We start from the raw sequence: 16,787 nt of genomic DNA, 5'->3' as shown, positions 1-16,787 counted from the left end.
GCCCATTCGTTAAGCATGAAAAGATTTTTATTTGTCGTATTGGTTACCTTTGGTATGCTGGCTTCTTCACTTGATGTGAAGGCGCAAGACTCTACAAATACTACCATTGATTCATTGATTGTGCTATTAATGAATGACAGTGAAGACACATCCAGAGTTGATGTGTACAATCATTTATCTGATGAATATCTTGCAATTGATTACACAAAATCGCTTGAATACGCAACATTAGCTCTTGATTTAGCAAGTGAGTTGAATTATGATCAAGGTCTTTTGAATGCTCATGTAGCAGTAGCTCATATTCAAATGGCATATCTGCTCAACTACAAAAAGTCACAAACGCATTATGATGCAGCACTACCTATTGCTCTGCGTCTTGAAGATAAAATATCAGAAATGAGTATTTACAAAGGGCTAAGTTATATCTATTCTGCATCTGACAACTTTAGACTAGCTCTTGACTACAACAGCCGTGCAATCTCTGTGGCTGAACAATTGGAAGATATTACCGCCCAATCTGAATTAAACGCATATCTGGGAGGAATATACGAAGATTCAGGAGACACACTTTCCGCCATTGATGCTTATGCTGAAGTACTAGCAATTGAGCGTGAGAATAATTTTAAAAATACCAGCAATGCCTCCATGAGCTCTATTGCCAGGTATTATTTATTGATTGATGATTATGGGCAAGCACTGAAGTATTATAAGATTGTGCTTAAAAACGCTGAGCGCAATGATGATTATAGATGGTTATCATACACACATGCTCAAATGGCTTACCTGTACTTATTGCGCAAAAATGAAACGCAAGCAGAAGAGCATGGGCTAAGAGGTGCAGAAATTGCTGAAATACATCACTTGCAAAAAGAATTGACAGATAATTATCTTGCGCTTTTCAACGTGTATATTCAAATGGATAGTATTACTAAGGCTCAGGAATATAAAGCATCGTATGATTCTCTGTCGGCGTTGATGGTTCCAACTTTTTCTGATGAAGGCACTGTGTTAACTTCTACGGATGAATTCCCTGTAGAAAATCATGCTGAACCTAATCCAATGAAATCATGGGTTATGATCATCATCCTAATTGTCATTCCGGTTGCAGCAGTTGTATTCTTTATTACAAAGAAGAAAAAGTAATTTCCTGTCGTTTTATTTTCTTATTCCAGATCACCCAAGTCCAACCAATCAGCAATAGATTTGCCAATCCAATGGTAGAATAACGATCAAACGTGTCAGATAAAGGATTTCCCAATAGATCATTTGAGTTTGCACCATAAAAGAAAATAAGCAGCGTAAAAACAACCCAGTTCAACAAACGGTTTTCTTTTATTAAATAAAAAATCAAAAGACAAACCAATGGAATGGTGAAGAGGAAATGTTGACTGTCTGTAATCATTAAGTTTGGTAAAATAGCTAGCTGTGCAAAAATATCAAGCAAAAACAATGGCTGTGTGTATTGTTTGTAACGAGTGAAATAAGAAAATCTCAACATAATAAAAAGCAAACCGGCAATCAAATAGAAAATGAAATTCCATGTCGGAGTCAGGCTTAGGCCCGTGTAAGCATTGATTATTGAAGTAATAGTATGCTCACTAAACATACCTTCATTATGCGTTAGCATATTATTAAACCATGCTTTGTACATGGAAATAAACATATCAAGTCCAGTAAAAAGTATGGGGACAATTGAAAGAAGAATAATTATGGCTGCTGTTTGAAAAATCATTTTCCATTCTCTCTTAAAAATCAGTGGCAGACCAAGAAGAATCATGTATGGCTTCAGCAGAAGAACCGCTGCAAAGCATGCTGTCGCAACAAGCTTGTGATTCTTCCCATACATAAACGCAAAAGCCACGACTAAAAAAATCAGCACAAGATTAATATTACCTAAATGCATTTCTCTGGTCAGGTGAACAGCGGCAACAACAAGTCCTATTGCAAATAGCAAGAGGTAGCGTGAATTATTACTTTTATTAGTTGGCTTTAAATAATTGACAATCATAATTAAAGACAAAACAAACATCGCTGAACAAATCAGGTAATGAATCATTTTGGCGGCCTCAAAATGAGCTACATGATAAAGAGCAAAAAACGGGAGTGTAGCCGGTGCATATTTGTAGTACCCTGAACTTAACCCATAAGCCTCATGATAAGGGTTTTTTCCAGATAAAAAATCAGAACTGGCTTCGTAATACACCTTAAAATCATTCATGTAAAAACGTTCGTTATGTATTTCAACTGCCACCATGGCTGTGAAGAAAATCAAAGCAATGATAATTGACCAGATGAATTGTCGGGAGACCATGAATCGTATTAACTTGGCAAAAATAGCTAAATAATAATACCGTTCTGTTAATAAAAAGACTGATTATCCGCGGATTTATTAAGCTTCAGATGCTAAATTTGCAGGTCATTCAAAAAATATGCAGGACGAATCAGACGAAATAAATGACAATCCTTCATTTGACCCCAATGCCGGTTTAGCGCAAAATGGGGATAAAGACGCCATTGTCCCGTTGTCTGGTTTATATCGTGATTGGTTTCTTGATTATGCATCGTATGTGATTCTTGAAAGAGCTGTACCTGCATTAATGGATGGGCTTAAACCTGTGCAACGCCGTATCCTGCATTCTATGAAAGAGATGGATGATGGCAGATACAATAAAGTAGCCAACATCATTGGAAATACCATGAAGTATCATCCGCATGGTGACGCTTCTATTGGTGATGCATTGGTGCAGTTAGGACAAAAAGATTTATTGATTGATACACAAGGAAACTGGGGAAATATTTTAACCGGTGATTCAGCTGCTGCTCCACGTTATATTGAAGCGCGTCCTTCAAAATTCGCGAATCACGTTGTGTTCAATCCAAAAACTACTGATTGGATTCCTTCGTATGACGGCAGAAATCGTGAACCGGTTTTATTACCCATTAAATTTCCATTACTGCTTGCTCAAGGCGCTGAAGGAATTGCGGTGGGAATGGCATGCAAGGTACTGCCGCATAATTTCAATGAGTTAATTGATGCCTCTATTGACGTTCTGCGTGGAAAGAAAACGAATATTTTGCCTGATTTCCCTAATGGTGGTTTGGCTGATTTCTCTGGGTATAATGAAGGTCAGCGAGGAGGAAAGGTTAGGGTTCGCGCGCGCATCATCAAAGAAGATAACAAAACACTCAAGATTACTGAAATTCCTTTTGGAGCAACAACATCTTCACTCATTGATTCAGTGATAAAAGCCAATGATAAAGGCAAAATAAAAATTAAAAAAATTGAAGACAATACCGCAGCAGAAGTAGAGATTATTATTAGCCTGGCACCGGGCGTTTCACCTGACAAAACCATTGATGCTCTTTTTGCATTTACAGATTGTGAAATGTCTATTTCTCCTAATACTTCGGTAATCATAGACAACAAACCTGCTTTTTTAAGTGTGAATGAAATTCTGCGTATCAACACGCAACACACACTTCATTTGTTGAAACGAGAACTTGAAATCAGGAAAGCAGAATTAGAAGAAGAATGGCATTTTGCATCTCTTGAAAAAATATTCATTGAAAATAAAATTTACGTCAAGTTTGATGGAAAAACTTATGAGCAGGCAATTGAAATAACGCACAAATTACTCAAGCCACATCTGAAAAAAATAAAAAGACCGGTAACGGATGATGATGTGAAGCGTTTGATGGAATTGCGTATGCGTCGCATTACTAAACATGATGCTGATAAGGCAGATGAGTTCATTAAACAATTAGAGGCTGAGCTCAAACAAATAAAACATCATTTGGCTAATCTGACTGAATTTGCCATTGATTATTTCAAAGATTTGAAAAAGAAATTTGGTGAAGGGAAAGAACGTAAAACAGAAATAAAAATATTCGATACCATTTCGGCTAAGAAAGTTATAGTAGCCAATCGTAAATTGTATGTTGATACTGAAGAGGGGTTTATTGGGTGGGGATTAAAAGGACAAGACCCTATTGCTGAGTGCAGTGACATTGATGACGTCATTGTGTTTTTTAAAAATGGTACGATGATCGTTACCAAAATTGCTGAGAAAAAATTTATCGGCAAAGACATCATGCACGCAGCTATTTGGAAAAGTGGTGATAAAAGAACCATTTATCATCTCATGTACCGTGACGGCAAAGATGGACCAACACTCATGAAGCGTTTCTTTGTTAATGCAATCACTAGGGATAAAGAATATTTCATAACTAGAGGAACTAAAAATTCTGAAGTATACTATTTCTCTTATCATCCAAATGGTGAAAGAGAAATTGTAACGGTGCATTTGAAACCAAGACCACATTTGAAACGTGTGAAATTTGATGTGGATTTTGGTTCGCTGATTATTAAAAACAGATCCTCTGCAGGAAACAGAGTTACCAAAGAAATCATTGCAAAAGTTACCTTGAAAGAAGTAGGGGAATCAACCCTTGCAGCACGGAAAATTTGGTGGGATGAAGTTGTGCAGCGCCTTAATGTTGATGGTCGTGGTGCATTCCTTGGCTCATTTAAAGGTGATGATAAAATTCTGACAATATACTCAACAGGTGAATTACAACTTTCAAATTTTGATATTGAAACACGTTTTGGTGATCACTTGATTCATATCGAAAAATGGCATCCTGAGCATCCAATTACTTGTGTTTATTTTGATCATGAAAAGGATACGCATTTTGTAAAAAGATTTCTGGTTGAAATCAAATCAGATAAAAAAACATTATTCATTCCTGAAACTGAAGGCACGCGCTTGGATGTTGTAACTACGGCGTACAAACCCGAAATCACGATTTCTTTCAACAAACGACTGAAAGAAACCAAAGATCTGCCTGATAAAAAAATTAAGCTCGATGAATTCATTGATGTGAAAGGAATGAAAACCGTGGGCAATCATCTCACAAAATTAAAAGTTAAGGAAGTAAAACTGAATCATCCAATTGCTGGGAATGAGCCTTGGCCTGAAATTGAAGATGAAACAGATTCTGCTGAAGGTATTTTGTTTGACGTTGAAGAAGAGGAAGTGGAAGAAGAAACACTGAAACCTGCACCAAAAAAAGGCAAAGCATCAAAACCGGAAAAAGCTGCGCCTGCTACCTCAAAATCAAAAACACCGGTTGGAAAATCACTTAGCGCCGTACCATTGAAAAAAAGGTTGGGCGAGTTAAAAAAGGGAAAAAAAGATGATCGCCAACAGAAGTTATTTTAAGCTTTTGAGTGTAATCTCCTTGTTCATCCTTTCTTGTCAAACATATCAAGATCATTTCACGTATGCGACTATCTATCATGGAGAAACCCTGGCCGGTTTTCATGCCCGTGCACTTTGCCTGGTAAATTCTGAAGCAGTAATTGTTGCCGGGCCAAATGGTCAGTTTTGTGGTAAATATTTTAGTGGTGATTTGATTGAACAACCTGCGCTTACGGGTGCTGAAGATATTCGCGATATGCATTTGTTCAATAATGGCACCATGGTGTTGATGAATTCAGGTGATACCGGAAAAATTTATGTGGTTGGCTTCAATGGTGAACAAGCTACCGTTTTGGATACACCCGGTGTCTTTTTAGACGGATTAGATTTTTGGGATGAAAAAAACGGAATCGCATTTGGAGATCCTGTTGGCAATACTTTTTTTCTGGCAAGAACTAATGATGGTGGTCGAAGTTGGAGTGCCTTCAGTCCACAAAACATACCGGAAGCCCTTCAGCACGAATCAGCTTTTGCAGCAAGCGGCACAGGTATTCAATGTATTGATGATTCCACTGTGTATTTTGTTTCAGGCATGGCTGACACGGCCAGACTTTTTATAAGTCATGACAGAGGTATGAACTGGACTGCCTTGCCAACACCAATGAAATCAGGTGATGGATACGGTATCTATTCAATGTATTTCTGGAATTCACTTGAAGGAATGATCATTGGAGGAAGTTGGGAAGAAATTAAATACCACAAAAAAATCTGCTTCTTGACTCAAGACGGAGGAAAAACCTGGATCAATAGAAGTAAAGGGCTCGGCGGCTATTCTTCATGTATTTTAGGAAACAAAGATGGATCATGTATTTTTTCAACCGGTGATCGTGGAACTTATTACACGCTTGATCGCGGACTACACTGGAATTTGCTCTTTGAACGAAACTATTATTCTATTGCAATGAATGAAGAATTTCTAGCCCTGATTGGTCGCAACGGAACCATTGAAATTCTGAGATATCAATTTTGAAAATAGCGACAAATGTGAGTAGGCTACAATCCGAGTTTTTTGTTTTCAAGCACATCATCTAGTCGCCAGAATAAATCAACTGATTTTTGTTGTGACCTGATCTGGCAATTGGTCATCCGACAATGAGTGCATGAAGCAGCAATACAAGCATCCACATGAATGAAAACCTCTGACTGACCTTCACATGCTCTGGCAATTTCCATTTCAACATCATCCACTAAAACATGTGCTTGTTCAACTGAGTAAAATCGGGGGACTGTCATGTGACAATCCACATGAACTGATGTTCCGTACTTAATCATACGCATTTTATGTATATCAATCCAATCATCCCGTCTGACTGATTGAAGGTGAGTAACCAAATGTTCCAGTGTTTGAAAATCGGCACCATCCATGATTCCATCAATTGCTTCATGTAAAATTTTATACGCTGAATAGATGATGATCAAACCAAAAACAATTGCCACTACACCATCCAACCATTGAATTCCGGTTAGCCAAATTATAACCAATCCTAAAATCAACCCGGCAGAGGTATAGGCGTCTGAAAGCAGATGTTTTCCGCTGGCTTTCATTAATAAAGATTTTTTTCTTTTTCCTCTGCTGATGAGTAAAAAGCCCATTAAGGCATTGATTCCACCCGTGATTAAGGTGACAGAAATTCCTAAATCCAGCGCTTCAATTTTTTCAGGAGTATAAAAACTGATGATAGATTTCACAATGATGATAATGCCTGCAGTAAGGATTAATGCACCTTCTAAACTAGCTGACAAAAACTCAATCTTTCCATGACCGTATGGGTGTTTTTTGTCTGATGGTTTGTGTGCAAGAATAAAACTGTATAAGGCAAGTGCACCGGCAACAATATTGACTGTACTTTCCAATGCATCTGAAAGAACAGCGTTGGAATTGGTGACAAAATACAGCCATAATTTCACACCAAATAATACCACGCCAACAGCAAGAATGATTGCAAGCATTCTTTTATGACTCTTATATTCTGCCTGATTATTCATACTGTGATTGTACAGTAAAAAAAAGCTGCCCCTCAGGACAGCTTTTCTGATTATTCAGATTTTTTCTCTTTTTTCTTGGGAGACTTTCCTTTCTCAATGCCAATTTTCACTTCTTGCTTCTCTTTATCAAAATTGATAGCAATGGTGTCACCGGCTTCAAGACTGGCGTTAATGATTTCTTCAGCCAGCGGATCTTCTATATACTTCTGAATTGCGCGATTCAATGGTCTTGCACCAAATTTTTCATCGTAGCCTTTTTCTGCAATATAATCTTTTGCCTCATCAGAAATTTTAAATTCATAACCAAGGTCTTTGATTCGAACTTGTAATTTGTTCAACTCAATATCAATGATCTGATGAATATTTTCTCTTGATAATGAATTGAAAACAATCATATCATCAATACGATTCAAAAACTCAGGTGAAAAAGCTTTTTTCAAAGCATTGTGAATCACTTTCTGAGAATCATCTACCACTTGTTCTTTTTTAGCAGATGTACCAAATCCAACGCCGGTTCCAAAATCAGCAAGCTGACGTGCACCAATGTTTGATGTCATGATGATGATCGTATTTTTAAAATCAATTTTACGACCTAACCCATCAGTCATGTGTCCATCATCAAGTGCTTGCAAAAGCATATTGAACACATCAGGGTGAGCTTTTTCAATTTCATCCAACAAGATAATAGAGTAAGGTTTGCGTCTTACTTTTTCAGTAAGTTGTCCACCTTCTTCATATCCAACATACCCCGGAGGCGCTCCAACCAAACGTGATACAGAGAATTTCTCCATGTATTCACTCATGTCAATTCGTATGAGAGCTTCTTCAGAATCAAACATGGTTTTTGCAAGAACTTTTGCTAACTGTGTTTTACCAACCCCTGTTGGTCCGAGGAAGAAAAACGAACCAATTGGTTTGTTTGGATCTTTTAATCCCGCACGATTTCTCTGAATGGCTTTGACAACTTTTGCCACTGCCTCATCTTGTCCAATCACTTTTCCTTTAATAGAATCACCCAAGTGCATGATACGACCTGATTCACTTTCTGAAACCTTTTGCAATGGAATACCGGTCATCATGGAAACAACCTCGGCTACGTGATCTTCAGTTACCGTAATGCGATGTGCTTTAGTATTTTCTTCCCAACGCTTCTGTGCCAGCTCTAGTTCTTCTTGCAAATGTTTCTCACGATCACGTAATTCTGCAGCCTTTTCGTATTGTTGAGATTTTATTACATCTCCTTTTTCCTGCTTCACGTCTTCAATCTTTTTCTCCAGATCAACCACCTCTTTAGGAACAGTAATATTGGTAATATGTACCCGTGAACCTACCTCATCCATGGCATCAATAGCTTTGTCCGGTAAATTGCGGTCTGACATATAACGTTCGGTCAGTTTTACACAAGCATCAATGGCTTCAGGTGTATAGTTTACACTGTGGTGCTCTTCATATCTTTCTTTGATATTATTGAGGATTTGGATGGTTTCAGGAATTGTTGTTGGCTCAACCAATACTTTCTGAAAACGTCTTTCCAAGGCGCCGTCTTTTTCAACATATTGTCTGAATTCATCCAGTGTAGTTGCCCCAATTACTTGAATTTCACCACGAGCCAGTGCAGGCTTAAACATGTTTGACGCGTCCAGAGAGCCTGAAGCACCACCTGCTCCAATGATGGTATGAATCTCATCAATGAATAAAATAATATCGCGTGATTTTTCAAGTTCGTTCATCACGGCTTTCATGCGCTCTTCAAACTGTCCTCGGTATTTTGTCCCGGCAACTAAAGATGCCAGATCAAGTGAAATTATTCGTTTTCCAAAAAGTACGCGTGACACTTTCTTTTGTACAATTCTCAACGCAAGTCCCTCTGCAATAGCTGATTTACCAACACCCGGCTCACCAATCAGAATTGGGTTATTCTTTTTTCTTCGTGACAAAATCTGAGACACCCGTTCAATTTCATTCTGACGACCAACGATAGGGTCCAGTTTATTTTGTTCAGCCATTGCTGTTAAGTCACGGCCAAAATTGTCAAGTACCGGTGTTTTTGATTTGGTATCACCTGCTTTGCGTGCACCACTACCATAATTTGCTCCGCCGCTTTCACCTTCATCTCCTCCTTCTGATGAACCTCCGGGAAATTCAGATTTGGGATAATTTTGTTCTTCAATCATTGCTTCTAATTCTTCTTTTACATTTTCATAAATCACCCCATATTTATTTAAGAGGCGAGTGGCTACATTATTCTCTTCACGCAAAATAGCCAAGAGAATATGCTCTGTACCTACTTTGTTACTTTTGAAAAGCTTTGCTTCAAGATACGTGATTTTAAGCACTTTTTCTGCTTGTCTAACCAGAGGAATATTATTCCCTGTCATGGTTTTTACACGTGTTTCTTTCAGTGCTTTTTCCAATTCTAATCTGATTTGGTTTAAATCAACCTGAAATTCATTTAATAATTTAATTGCTAATCCCTCACCTTCACGAAGAATTCCGAGCAGAAGGTGTTCAACGCCTAAATAATCGTTGCCTAGGCGCAATGCTTCTTCACGACTGAATGAAAGTACGTCTTTTGCCCGGGCTGAAAAATTTGCATCCATAGTTTTTGGTTCTGTTTCATGACATATAACAAAGGTATATGCCAAATTGTTATTTAATTCTTTTTTACTGTCTGTCATTTGTAACCGAATTGAACTTTATTCACACCCGGCGTTTGCCGAAAGGTAAGAAAAAAAAGATCAAACCAAGTTACTTTTTCGATTAAATACAAATCTCCAAAGGCAGTAATCAAAGGTAGGCTTATCAAAATGTATTCCCATTGTTAATAACGCCTTTTTTCTGACCCGTTTTTGTTAATAAGTAGCCACTTTGTCATACGCAGTCTTCGATAGAATATGAGTACTTTCGGCGCTTGTAAAATTTAATGGTAAACCTATTATGGCAGACGGAGAAAAAATTATAAAAATCAATCTGGATGAAGAAATGAGATCAGCATACATTGACTACTCTATGTCAGTGATTGTTTCTCGTGCATTACCAGACGTCAGAGATGGATTCAAACCGGTACACCGCCGAGTTCTTTTCGGTATGCAGGATCTTGGCGTTTTTTCAAACCGACCTTATAAAAAATCTGCTCGTATTGTCGGTGATGTGCTTGGTAAATATCACCCTCACGGAGATTCTTCAGTATATGATACCATGGTGCGTATGGCTCAGCCCTGGTCATTGCGTTATCCATTGGTTGATGGACAAGGAAATTTCGGGTCTGTTGACGGTGATAGTCCTGCTGCCATGCGTTATACTGAGTCTCGTCTGCAAAAAATAGCAGAAGATATGTTGGAGGATCTTGACAAAGAAACTGTTGATTTTGCACCAAATTTTGACGACTCTTTACAAGAACCTACCGTACTGCCTACTAAAATTCCTAACCTGTTGGTGAATGGTGCAAGCGGTATTGCTGTGGGGATGGCTACCAATATGCCACCACATAATTTAACTGAAGTTGTTGACGGTATCATCGCTTATATAGATAAACGTGATATCGAGATTGCAGAATTAATGCAATATATCAAAGCTCCTGATTTCCCAACAGGAGGAATAATATACGGGTATGAGGGAGTGAAAGAGGCTTTTGAAACCGGACGTGGTAAAGTGGTATTGCGCGCTAAAACTACAACTGAAGAAATTCGGGATGGAAAAGAAGCAATTATCGTGACTGAAATTCCTTATCAGATCAACAAAGCTGAAATGATTAAAAAGACAGCTGAGTTGGTGAATGATAAAAAAATAGATGGCATCACGGATATTCGTGATGAATCAGACCGGGACGGAATGCGTATTGTGTATGAATTAAGACGTGACGCAATTCCAAATGTAGTATTGAATAAATTATTTAAATACACAGCGCTTCAAACTTCATTTTCAGTAAATAACATTGCACTGGTTGCTGGGCGTCCAATGCTGCTGAACTTGAAAGAAATGATTCACTATTTTGTTGAGCATAGACATGATGTTGTTACGCGACGCACAAAATTTGAATTAAGAAAAGCTGAAGAGCGTGCACATATTTTAGAAGGATTGATCATTGCTTCAGATAATATTGACGAAGTAATTGCCATCATCAGAGCGTCAAAATCACCTGACGAGGCGCGTGAAAAATTAATGGAGCGCTTTAAGTTAAGTGATCTGCAATCTCGCGCTATTGTTGAAATGCGTCTGCGTCAACTCACAGGGCTTGAACAAGATAAATTAAGAGCAGAGTATCAAGAACTACTTGCACGCATTGCGGATTTGAAAGATATTTTAGCAAACGAGTCGCGCCGTATGCAAATTATTAAAGATGAACTTGTTTACGTTCGTGAAAAATATGGTGATACCCGTAAATCGGTAATTGAATACTCGGCAAACGAAATGAAAATTGAAGACCTCATTCCTGATGAACAGGTAGTTGTCACAATTTCTCACGCAGGTTATATCAAGCGTACTTCGTTGAGTGAATACAGAGTTCAATCACGCGGCGGAGTTGGATCAAAAGGATCTGCAACGCGAGATAAAGATTTTCTTGAGCACCTATTTGTTGCAACCAACCACAATTGGTTACTCATTTTCACAGAGAAAGGAAAATGTTTCTGGATGCGTGTATTTGAAGTACCTGAAGGAGCAAAAAACACGAAAGGCCGTGCATTACAAAATCTAATCAACATAGAACCGGATGATTCAATAAAAGCATTCATCAACGTAGAGGATATAAAAAATCCGGACTATGTTGCGGGCAAATATATCATCATGTGTACTAAAAAAGGTACCATTAAAAAGACAAAGCTTGAGGCTTATTCTCGTCCACGGGCAAATGGTATCAACGCCATCAATGTAAAAGACGGAGACACCTTGCTAGAGGCAAAGCTCACCAACGGAAACAATGAAATCATGATGGCTCTCCGTTCTGGTAAAGCTATCCGATTCAATGAACAAAAAGTACGTTGTATGGGCCGCACCGCCTCAGGTGTGCGCGGTATACGACTTGCTGATGAGCACGATGAAGTAATAGGTATGATTGCGGTTGAAACGGAAGGAGCACAAGTGATGATTGTAACTGAAAAAGGAAACGGAAAACGTTCGGCAGTTGCAGATTATCGTGTTACAAACCGCGGCGGAAAAGGAGTAAAAACAGTAAAAATAACGGATAAAACAGGTAAACTCATCTCAATCAAAGATGTGACTGATGATGATGATTTGATGATCATTACCAGAAATGGAATTACTATACGTATGCATGTTGACTCATTACGTGTGATGGGCCGTGCAACTCAAGGCGTTAAATTAATCAGCCTCAGAGGAGATGATCAAATTGCTGCAGTTGCAAAAGTGTTCCGTGACCGTGAAGAAGAAGCAGTTATTGGTGATGATGCCGTAGCACCGGTTGAACCAGATCCAACAAAGAACGAAGAGGAATAGGATTATTTGCCATACTTATCATTAATTTTGTCTGGCATAATTATTGAAACAAGGTTTATGGAATTGTACTGAATAGTGCATCCATTATATATAGAAGTAAGAACGAACAGCTAACAAAATGAAAAAACTTTTTACCATTATTGCAATTGCGAGCAGTGTATTTGCAATATCACAAAAAACAAATACTACCAATGCAGCCATGGCTTATAAGTCATACGAGCAAGCAAAAATGGGTGGCGATTGGGAGCAAGCAGCCAAAGACCTTTTGGAAGCCAAAGGATACATTGATTTGTCAGCTGAGCATGTTGATACTAAAAATGACCCTAAAACATTGATGTATCTTGGGTTTATCTATGTTGAAATTCCAATTTGCGCAGGCTTTTCTGGAGATGCAACCTTGAAGGCAGTTGATCCAGAAACGGCTATGGAAAAAGGATTTAAAGCTTTTGAAGATTGTAAAAAGAATGATCCTAAGCAAATGTACGGTTCTCAAATTGATGATTACTGCGGAATGTATCGTGGCATGTTTGCAAATCAAGGAATAACCCTTTATGAAGAAGGTAAATATGAAGAAGCAATGGCTGGTCTATTAGGTGCAGCTGTATTTGGTGAAGCAATGGGGCTGCAGGATTCTGTTTACTGGTTCTATGGTGGAATAGCAGCTTTTAAAATTGAAAAATGGACTGAAGCTGAAGAGGCGTTCAAGAAAACTGTTGAACTCGGCTATCAAGTTGGTTCTAGCGTTTACTATCTCTCTCAAACCATGCAAAAATTAGGTAAAACGGCAGAGGTAGAGGCCATGTTAAAAGATCAGGTTGCAAAAAATCCAAAGAATAAAGATATCATGATTGAACTGATCAATTTCTACATTGATAATGACCGTAAGCCTGAAGCCGTTCAAATTTTAAATGATGCCATAGCTTTGGATCCAAATAATGCTGTATTGATTTACACGGCAGGCACCATTTATGAAAATATGGGCGACTTTGAAAATGCAGAAAAATCATATTTGAAAGCAAAAGAATTAGGTGATAAAAATGCAGGATTTGCACTTGGTTCACTCTACTTTAACAAAGGAGCAGATATTTATACTGCGGCAAATAATCTTGCTTTTGGAACTCCGGAATACGAGCAAAAATATGATCCAATGGTTGAAGAATCAAAAGTTTATTTCAACAAAGCATTGCCTTACCTTGAGCAAGCTGCTGTTGAAAATCCAACTGACTTGGTTGTATTAGAGGCTTTGAAACAAGTTTATGGCAAACTAGGGAATCAAGAAAAATTCTTGGAGATCAAAAAGAAAATTGAAGAAATTAAAGCCGGACAATAAGGCTTGAAACGGTTTTATAAAAAATAGCGGAGATGAATGCTCCGCTATTTTTTTTTTCTTTAAAATTCTTGTAGTCAATTTAAAACACCATTTATTTCCACTCAACAATTTCACCTCGTTTTCTGTCTTTCATTTCGGCAGGAATAATTTCTAGAATTCCATCTTCTAATGCTTTGAGAATACGCTGTTTTACAAAAACACGATTTGTCACCAAACTTACTTCACGCACCGGATTGATGTCTTTGATTGTTTTTGCATTTTTCTTTCTTGACTCAGACAAATCATTGCAAGCCAACTCAGGTATTAGGGTGATTCCGCCTTCACGGTCAACAAATTTTATCAGTGTTTCAATGGTGGCGCTTTCGTATCTAAAGGGCAGGGTAATTTTATCATCTTTTAACTTGCATAAATTGATCACCTGATTTCTAAAGCAATGTCCCTGACTTAATAACCACAGATTTTCAGGTTTAATTTGGCTCAATTTTATTTCTGAAAATTTTGCTAACTCATGCTGCTTGTTGCAATACATTTTTAGTTCTTCATAGTATAGCGGAGTCTCATTGAAACCAGGAATTTCTAATGGGGTAGCCAATATTCCAACATCTATGGTTTCTGATTTTAATTCGTCACAAATTTCACTGGTAAGCATTTCACGCACTGAAATTTTTATACCAGGATATTTCCGAGCAAAGTCGCCCAGAAACATGGGCAAAAGATACGGAGCAATTGATGGTATCACACCAATTTTTAAATCACCGGTTAAACTGTTTTTACTCCACTGAATTAATTCTTCAATTTTTTTTGATTCAGAAATAACTTGCCTGGCCTGTTCAACAATCATGCGGCCAATATCTGTAACCACAATGGGTTGTTTGGTGCGATCAAAAATGATAATGCCTAAATCAGTTTCCATTTTTTTGATTTGCATACTCAAAGTTGGCTGAGTCACAAAACATTTATCGGCTGCCAGTGAAAACGATTTGTACGTATCTAGTGCAACGATATATTCTAATTGTATTAAGCTGATCATAAATTATAAGATTATAACTGAACTTGATACAAATATAAAAACTATTGATTTGTTTTATAACTTTAGTAACGGTAATTTTGTTCTGTCTCAGATCATGCAACATGCCATTGAAACGAGGCAAAAACCACACACATCTTATTATGTCAAAAAAAGATAAAAATAAAAACAACGTAAACGAGCAATTGAATAATTACTTGTCTGACCTTCAACTTATGTATTCAAATTTGCGTGGGTTTCATTGGAATATTCGAGGGGCAAGATTTTTTGAATTACACACCTTGCTTGAGCAATGGTACAATGATGTAAATTTAAAAATTGATGAAATAGCAGAACGCATTCAATCTCTTGGCGGAACGCCGGCTCACAGTCTGAGATTTTACCTTGAACATGCAGGTATTAAAGAAGCCAAAAACACAACGGATGCTGAAAAAATTCTGGAACAACTCATTGATGGATACACGCATTTACTGAACACAGAAAGAAATTTATTAAAACTATCTGCTGACTTTGACGATGAAGCAACCAATAGTTTGATGAGTGAGTATATCAGCCAGCATGAAAAGCTGCTTTGGATGTTGAATGCCGCACGAAAACAATAAGTAATAAAAAAAAGGAACCGGGAATAAGACGTTTCCTATTCCCGGTTTTCCTAACCCAAAACTCAAGTAGACTACTTGAAGAAGTTTACGTATGATTCTTCCGGAATGATGTTAATTGACTCCGGAAATTCTGCGTGCAATACCAATTTGTTTTGATGATGATGTTCTAATTGAGCTAATTTATCTCTGTTTAGCAAAATCACTGTAGAATTTCCATAGTGATCAGTTTTGTCCAGAATAGTAACTCCGTTAAAATCACATTGCCAATGCGTGTCAGCCAGCTGAGCTGAGTATGATACATTGACAGTTGGTACTTGAAAATAGTGATGTTCACCAATACCTTCAAAATCAAAAACTATTCTTAAAAAACCTCCTTTTAAAACAAGGTCTTCTTTTTTAATTCCGAGTGTGGCAAATGATACCTTACCCGAAACAGGGGTTGTAAACTTTACGATTACTTCTCCTTGATTTACTTCAATTAGTTGTCCCATTTTTTATTCATTAGTTGATACAAATTTCAGAAAGATCAGATTGACGAAGTATGATCTGAGTCACAGAATATCGAAACATTTATCATGTCAAACAATTTACAAATGCAGCGTGGAGCCTTGTAAGCCATTTGAATTCATTAGTTTTGCACAACAATAGCACCTCATGTTTACCAAGGAAGAACAAAGTGAAATTAATTCGGCATTCTGGAACAAGTTAAAAAATCAGATGAGTTCTATGAAAAATCCACATGGTAGCAAGGTGAATTGGATGAGATACAACACCGGAATCAATCATCTTTATTTCAGGATGGAAGCGGATGAACTGTCATGCAGGCTGTGTATTGATTTACAATTCCCTGATGCATCTATTCGTGAAGTGTATTGGGATCAGTTCATGGAATTTCAAACGCTTCTTGAGCAAATTTTTAAATCAAGTATTCAATTTCATAAAGAGTATCAGCACACAAACGGCAAAATAATATCACGCATTGTTATCTCAAAAAATGAGGTGAATATGTATAAGAATAGTGATTGGGACAAGATGCACCTGTTTCTGAAATTAAACTTTGCAAAGCTTGACAAATTTTGGGATGAATACGCTGAAGTTTTTCTGCAACTGAAGTAGCACCGACTTGA

General features: G+C 37.6%; 12 protein-coding genes. 7 read left to right on the top strand and 5 right to left on the bottom strand.

The genetic code is table 11. The features are described 5' to 3' along the window. Positions 1 to 15 precede the first annotated feature (15 nt). Positions 16 to 1,143 (top strand): hypothetical protein, encoded by a 1,128-nt coding sequence (locus tag IPH66_07915; protein MBK7129269.1) that lies wholly within the window; start codon positions 16 to 18, stop codon positions 1,141 to 1,143. On the opposite strand, the gene IPH66_07910 is transcribed toward IPH66_07915, so the two are convergent. Beyond that, positions 1,124 to 2,311 (bottom strand): DUF2029 domain-containing protein, encoded by a 1,188-nt coding sequence (locus IPH66_07910; GenBank protein ID MBK7129268.1) that lies wholly within the window; start codon positions 2,309 to 2,311, stop codon positions 1,124 to 1,126. The two genes, IPH66_07915 and IPH66_07910, sit on opposite strands and share 20 nt — an antisense overlap. Before the next feature lie 118 nt (positions 2,312 to 2,429). Here IPH66_07910 and IPH66_07905 point away from each other — a divergent pair, with 118 nt between their 5' ends. Together IPH66_07905 and IPH66_07900 are read left to right on the top strand one after the other, a co-directional pair. Next, on the top strand, positions 2,430 to 5,222 hold the full coding sequence (locus IPH66_07905) for a DNA gyrase/topoisomerase IV subunit A (protein ID MBK7129267.1): 2,793 nt from the start codon (positions 2,430 to 2,432) through the stop codon (positions 5,220 to 5,222). Beyond that, positions 5,197 to 6,231, top strand: coding sequence for a hypothetical protein (locus IPH66_07900; GenBank protein ID MBK7129266.1), 1,035 nt, complete (start codon positions 5,197 to 5,199; stop codon positions 6,229 to 6,231). Before IPH66_07905 ends, IPH66_07900 begins: the two co-directional genes overlap by 26 nt. Before the next feature lie 23 nt (positions 6,232 to 6,254). On the opposite strand, the gene IPH66_07895 is transcribed toward IPH66_07900, so the two are convergent. Continuing rightward, positions 6,255 to 7,247 carry a cation transporter gene (locus IPH66_07895; GenBank protein MBK7129265.1) on the bottom strand — a complete coding sequence of 331 codons (993 nt, stop codon included), beginning with the start codon at positions 7,245 to 7,247 and terminating at the stop codon, positions 6,255 to 6,257. Between the two features lie 50 nt (positions 7,248 to 7,297). Beyond that, positions 7,298 to 9,847 carry an ATP-dependent Clp protease ATP-binding subunit gene (locus tag IPH66_07890; protein ID MBK7129264.1) on the bottom strand — a complete coding sequence of 850 codons (2,550 nt, stop codon included), beginning with the start codon at positions 9,845 to 9,847 and terminating at the stop codon, positions 7,298 to 7,300. A 337-nt stretch (positions 9,848 to 10,184) separates the two neighbouring features. Here IPH66_07890 and gyrA point away from each other — a divergent pair, with 337 nt between their 5' ends. Then, the gene (gyrA, locus tag IPH66_07885; protein ID MBK7129263.1) at positions 10,185 to 12,701 is read left to right on the top strand and encodes a DNA gyrase subunit A; all 2,517 of its coding nucleotides are present in this window, start codon (positions 10,185 to 10,187) and stop codon (positions 12,699 to 12,701) included. A gap of 118 nt (positions 12,702 to 12,819) precedes the next feature. Continuing rightward, positions 12,820 to 14,031, top strand: a complete 1,212-nt coding sequence (locus tag IPH66_07880) for a hypothetical protein (GenBank protein ID MBK7129262.1) — start codon at positions 12,820 to 12,822, stop codon at positions 14,029 to 14,031. Positions 14,032 to 14,122: 91 nt separating this feature from the next. On the opposite strand, the gene IPH66_07875 is transcribed toward IPH66_07880, so the two are convergent. After that, positions 14,123 to 15,061 carry a LysR family transcriptional regulator gene (locus tag IPH66_07875; GenBank protein MBK7129261.1) on the bottom strand — a complete coding sequence of 313 codons (939 nt, stop codon included), beginning with the start codon at positions 15,059 to 15,061 and terminating at the stop codon, positions 14,123 to 14,125. Positions 15,062 to 15,201: 140 nt separating this feature from the next. Between IPH66_07875 and IPH66_07870 the strand changes: the two genes are divergently transcribed. After that, positions 15,202 to 15,660 carry a DNA starvation/stationary phase protection protein gene (locus tag IPH66_07870; GenBank protein MBK7129260.1) on the top strand — a complete coding sequence of 153 codons (459 nt, stop codon included), beginning with the start codon at positions 15,202 to 15,204 and terminating at the stop codon, positions 15,658 to 15,660. A 71-nt stretch (positions 15,661 to 15,731) separates the two neighbouring features. Here the strand turns inward: IPH66_07870 and IPH66_07865 are convergent, their stop codons facing one another. Further along, a complete protein-coding gene (locus tag IPH66_07865; GenBank protein ID MBK7129259.1) occupies positions 15,732 to 16,151 on the bottom strand; it encodes a hypothetical protein in 420 nt (139 codons plus the stop codon). Between the two features lie 163 nt (positions 16,152 to 16,314). Here IPH66_07865 and IPH66_07860 point away from each other — a divergent pair, with 163 nt between their 5' ends. Next, on the top strand, positions 16,315 to 16,776 hold the full coding sequence (locus IPH66_07860; GenBank protein ID MBK7129258.1) for a DUF4268 domain-containing protein: 462 nt from the start codon (positions 16,315 to 16,317) through the stop codon (positions 16,774 to 16,776). Positions 16,777 to 16,787 lie beyond the last annotated feature (11 nt).

This window comes from Crocinitomicaceae bacterium (assembly GCA_016708105.1).
GTDB lineage: Bacteria > Bacteroidota > Bacteroidia > Flavobacteriales_D > Crocinitomicaceae > JADJGJ01.
Note: the sequence above shows the minus strand (reverse complement) of the source record. Positions and strands in the feature narration are given on the sequence as shown.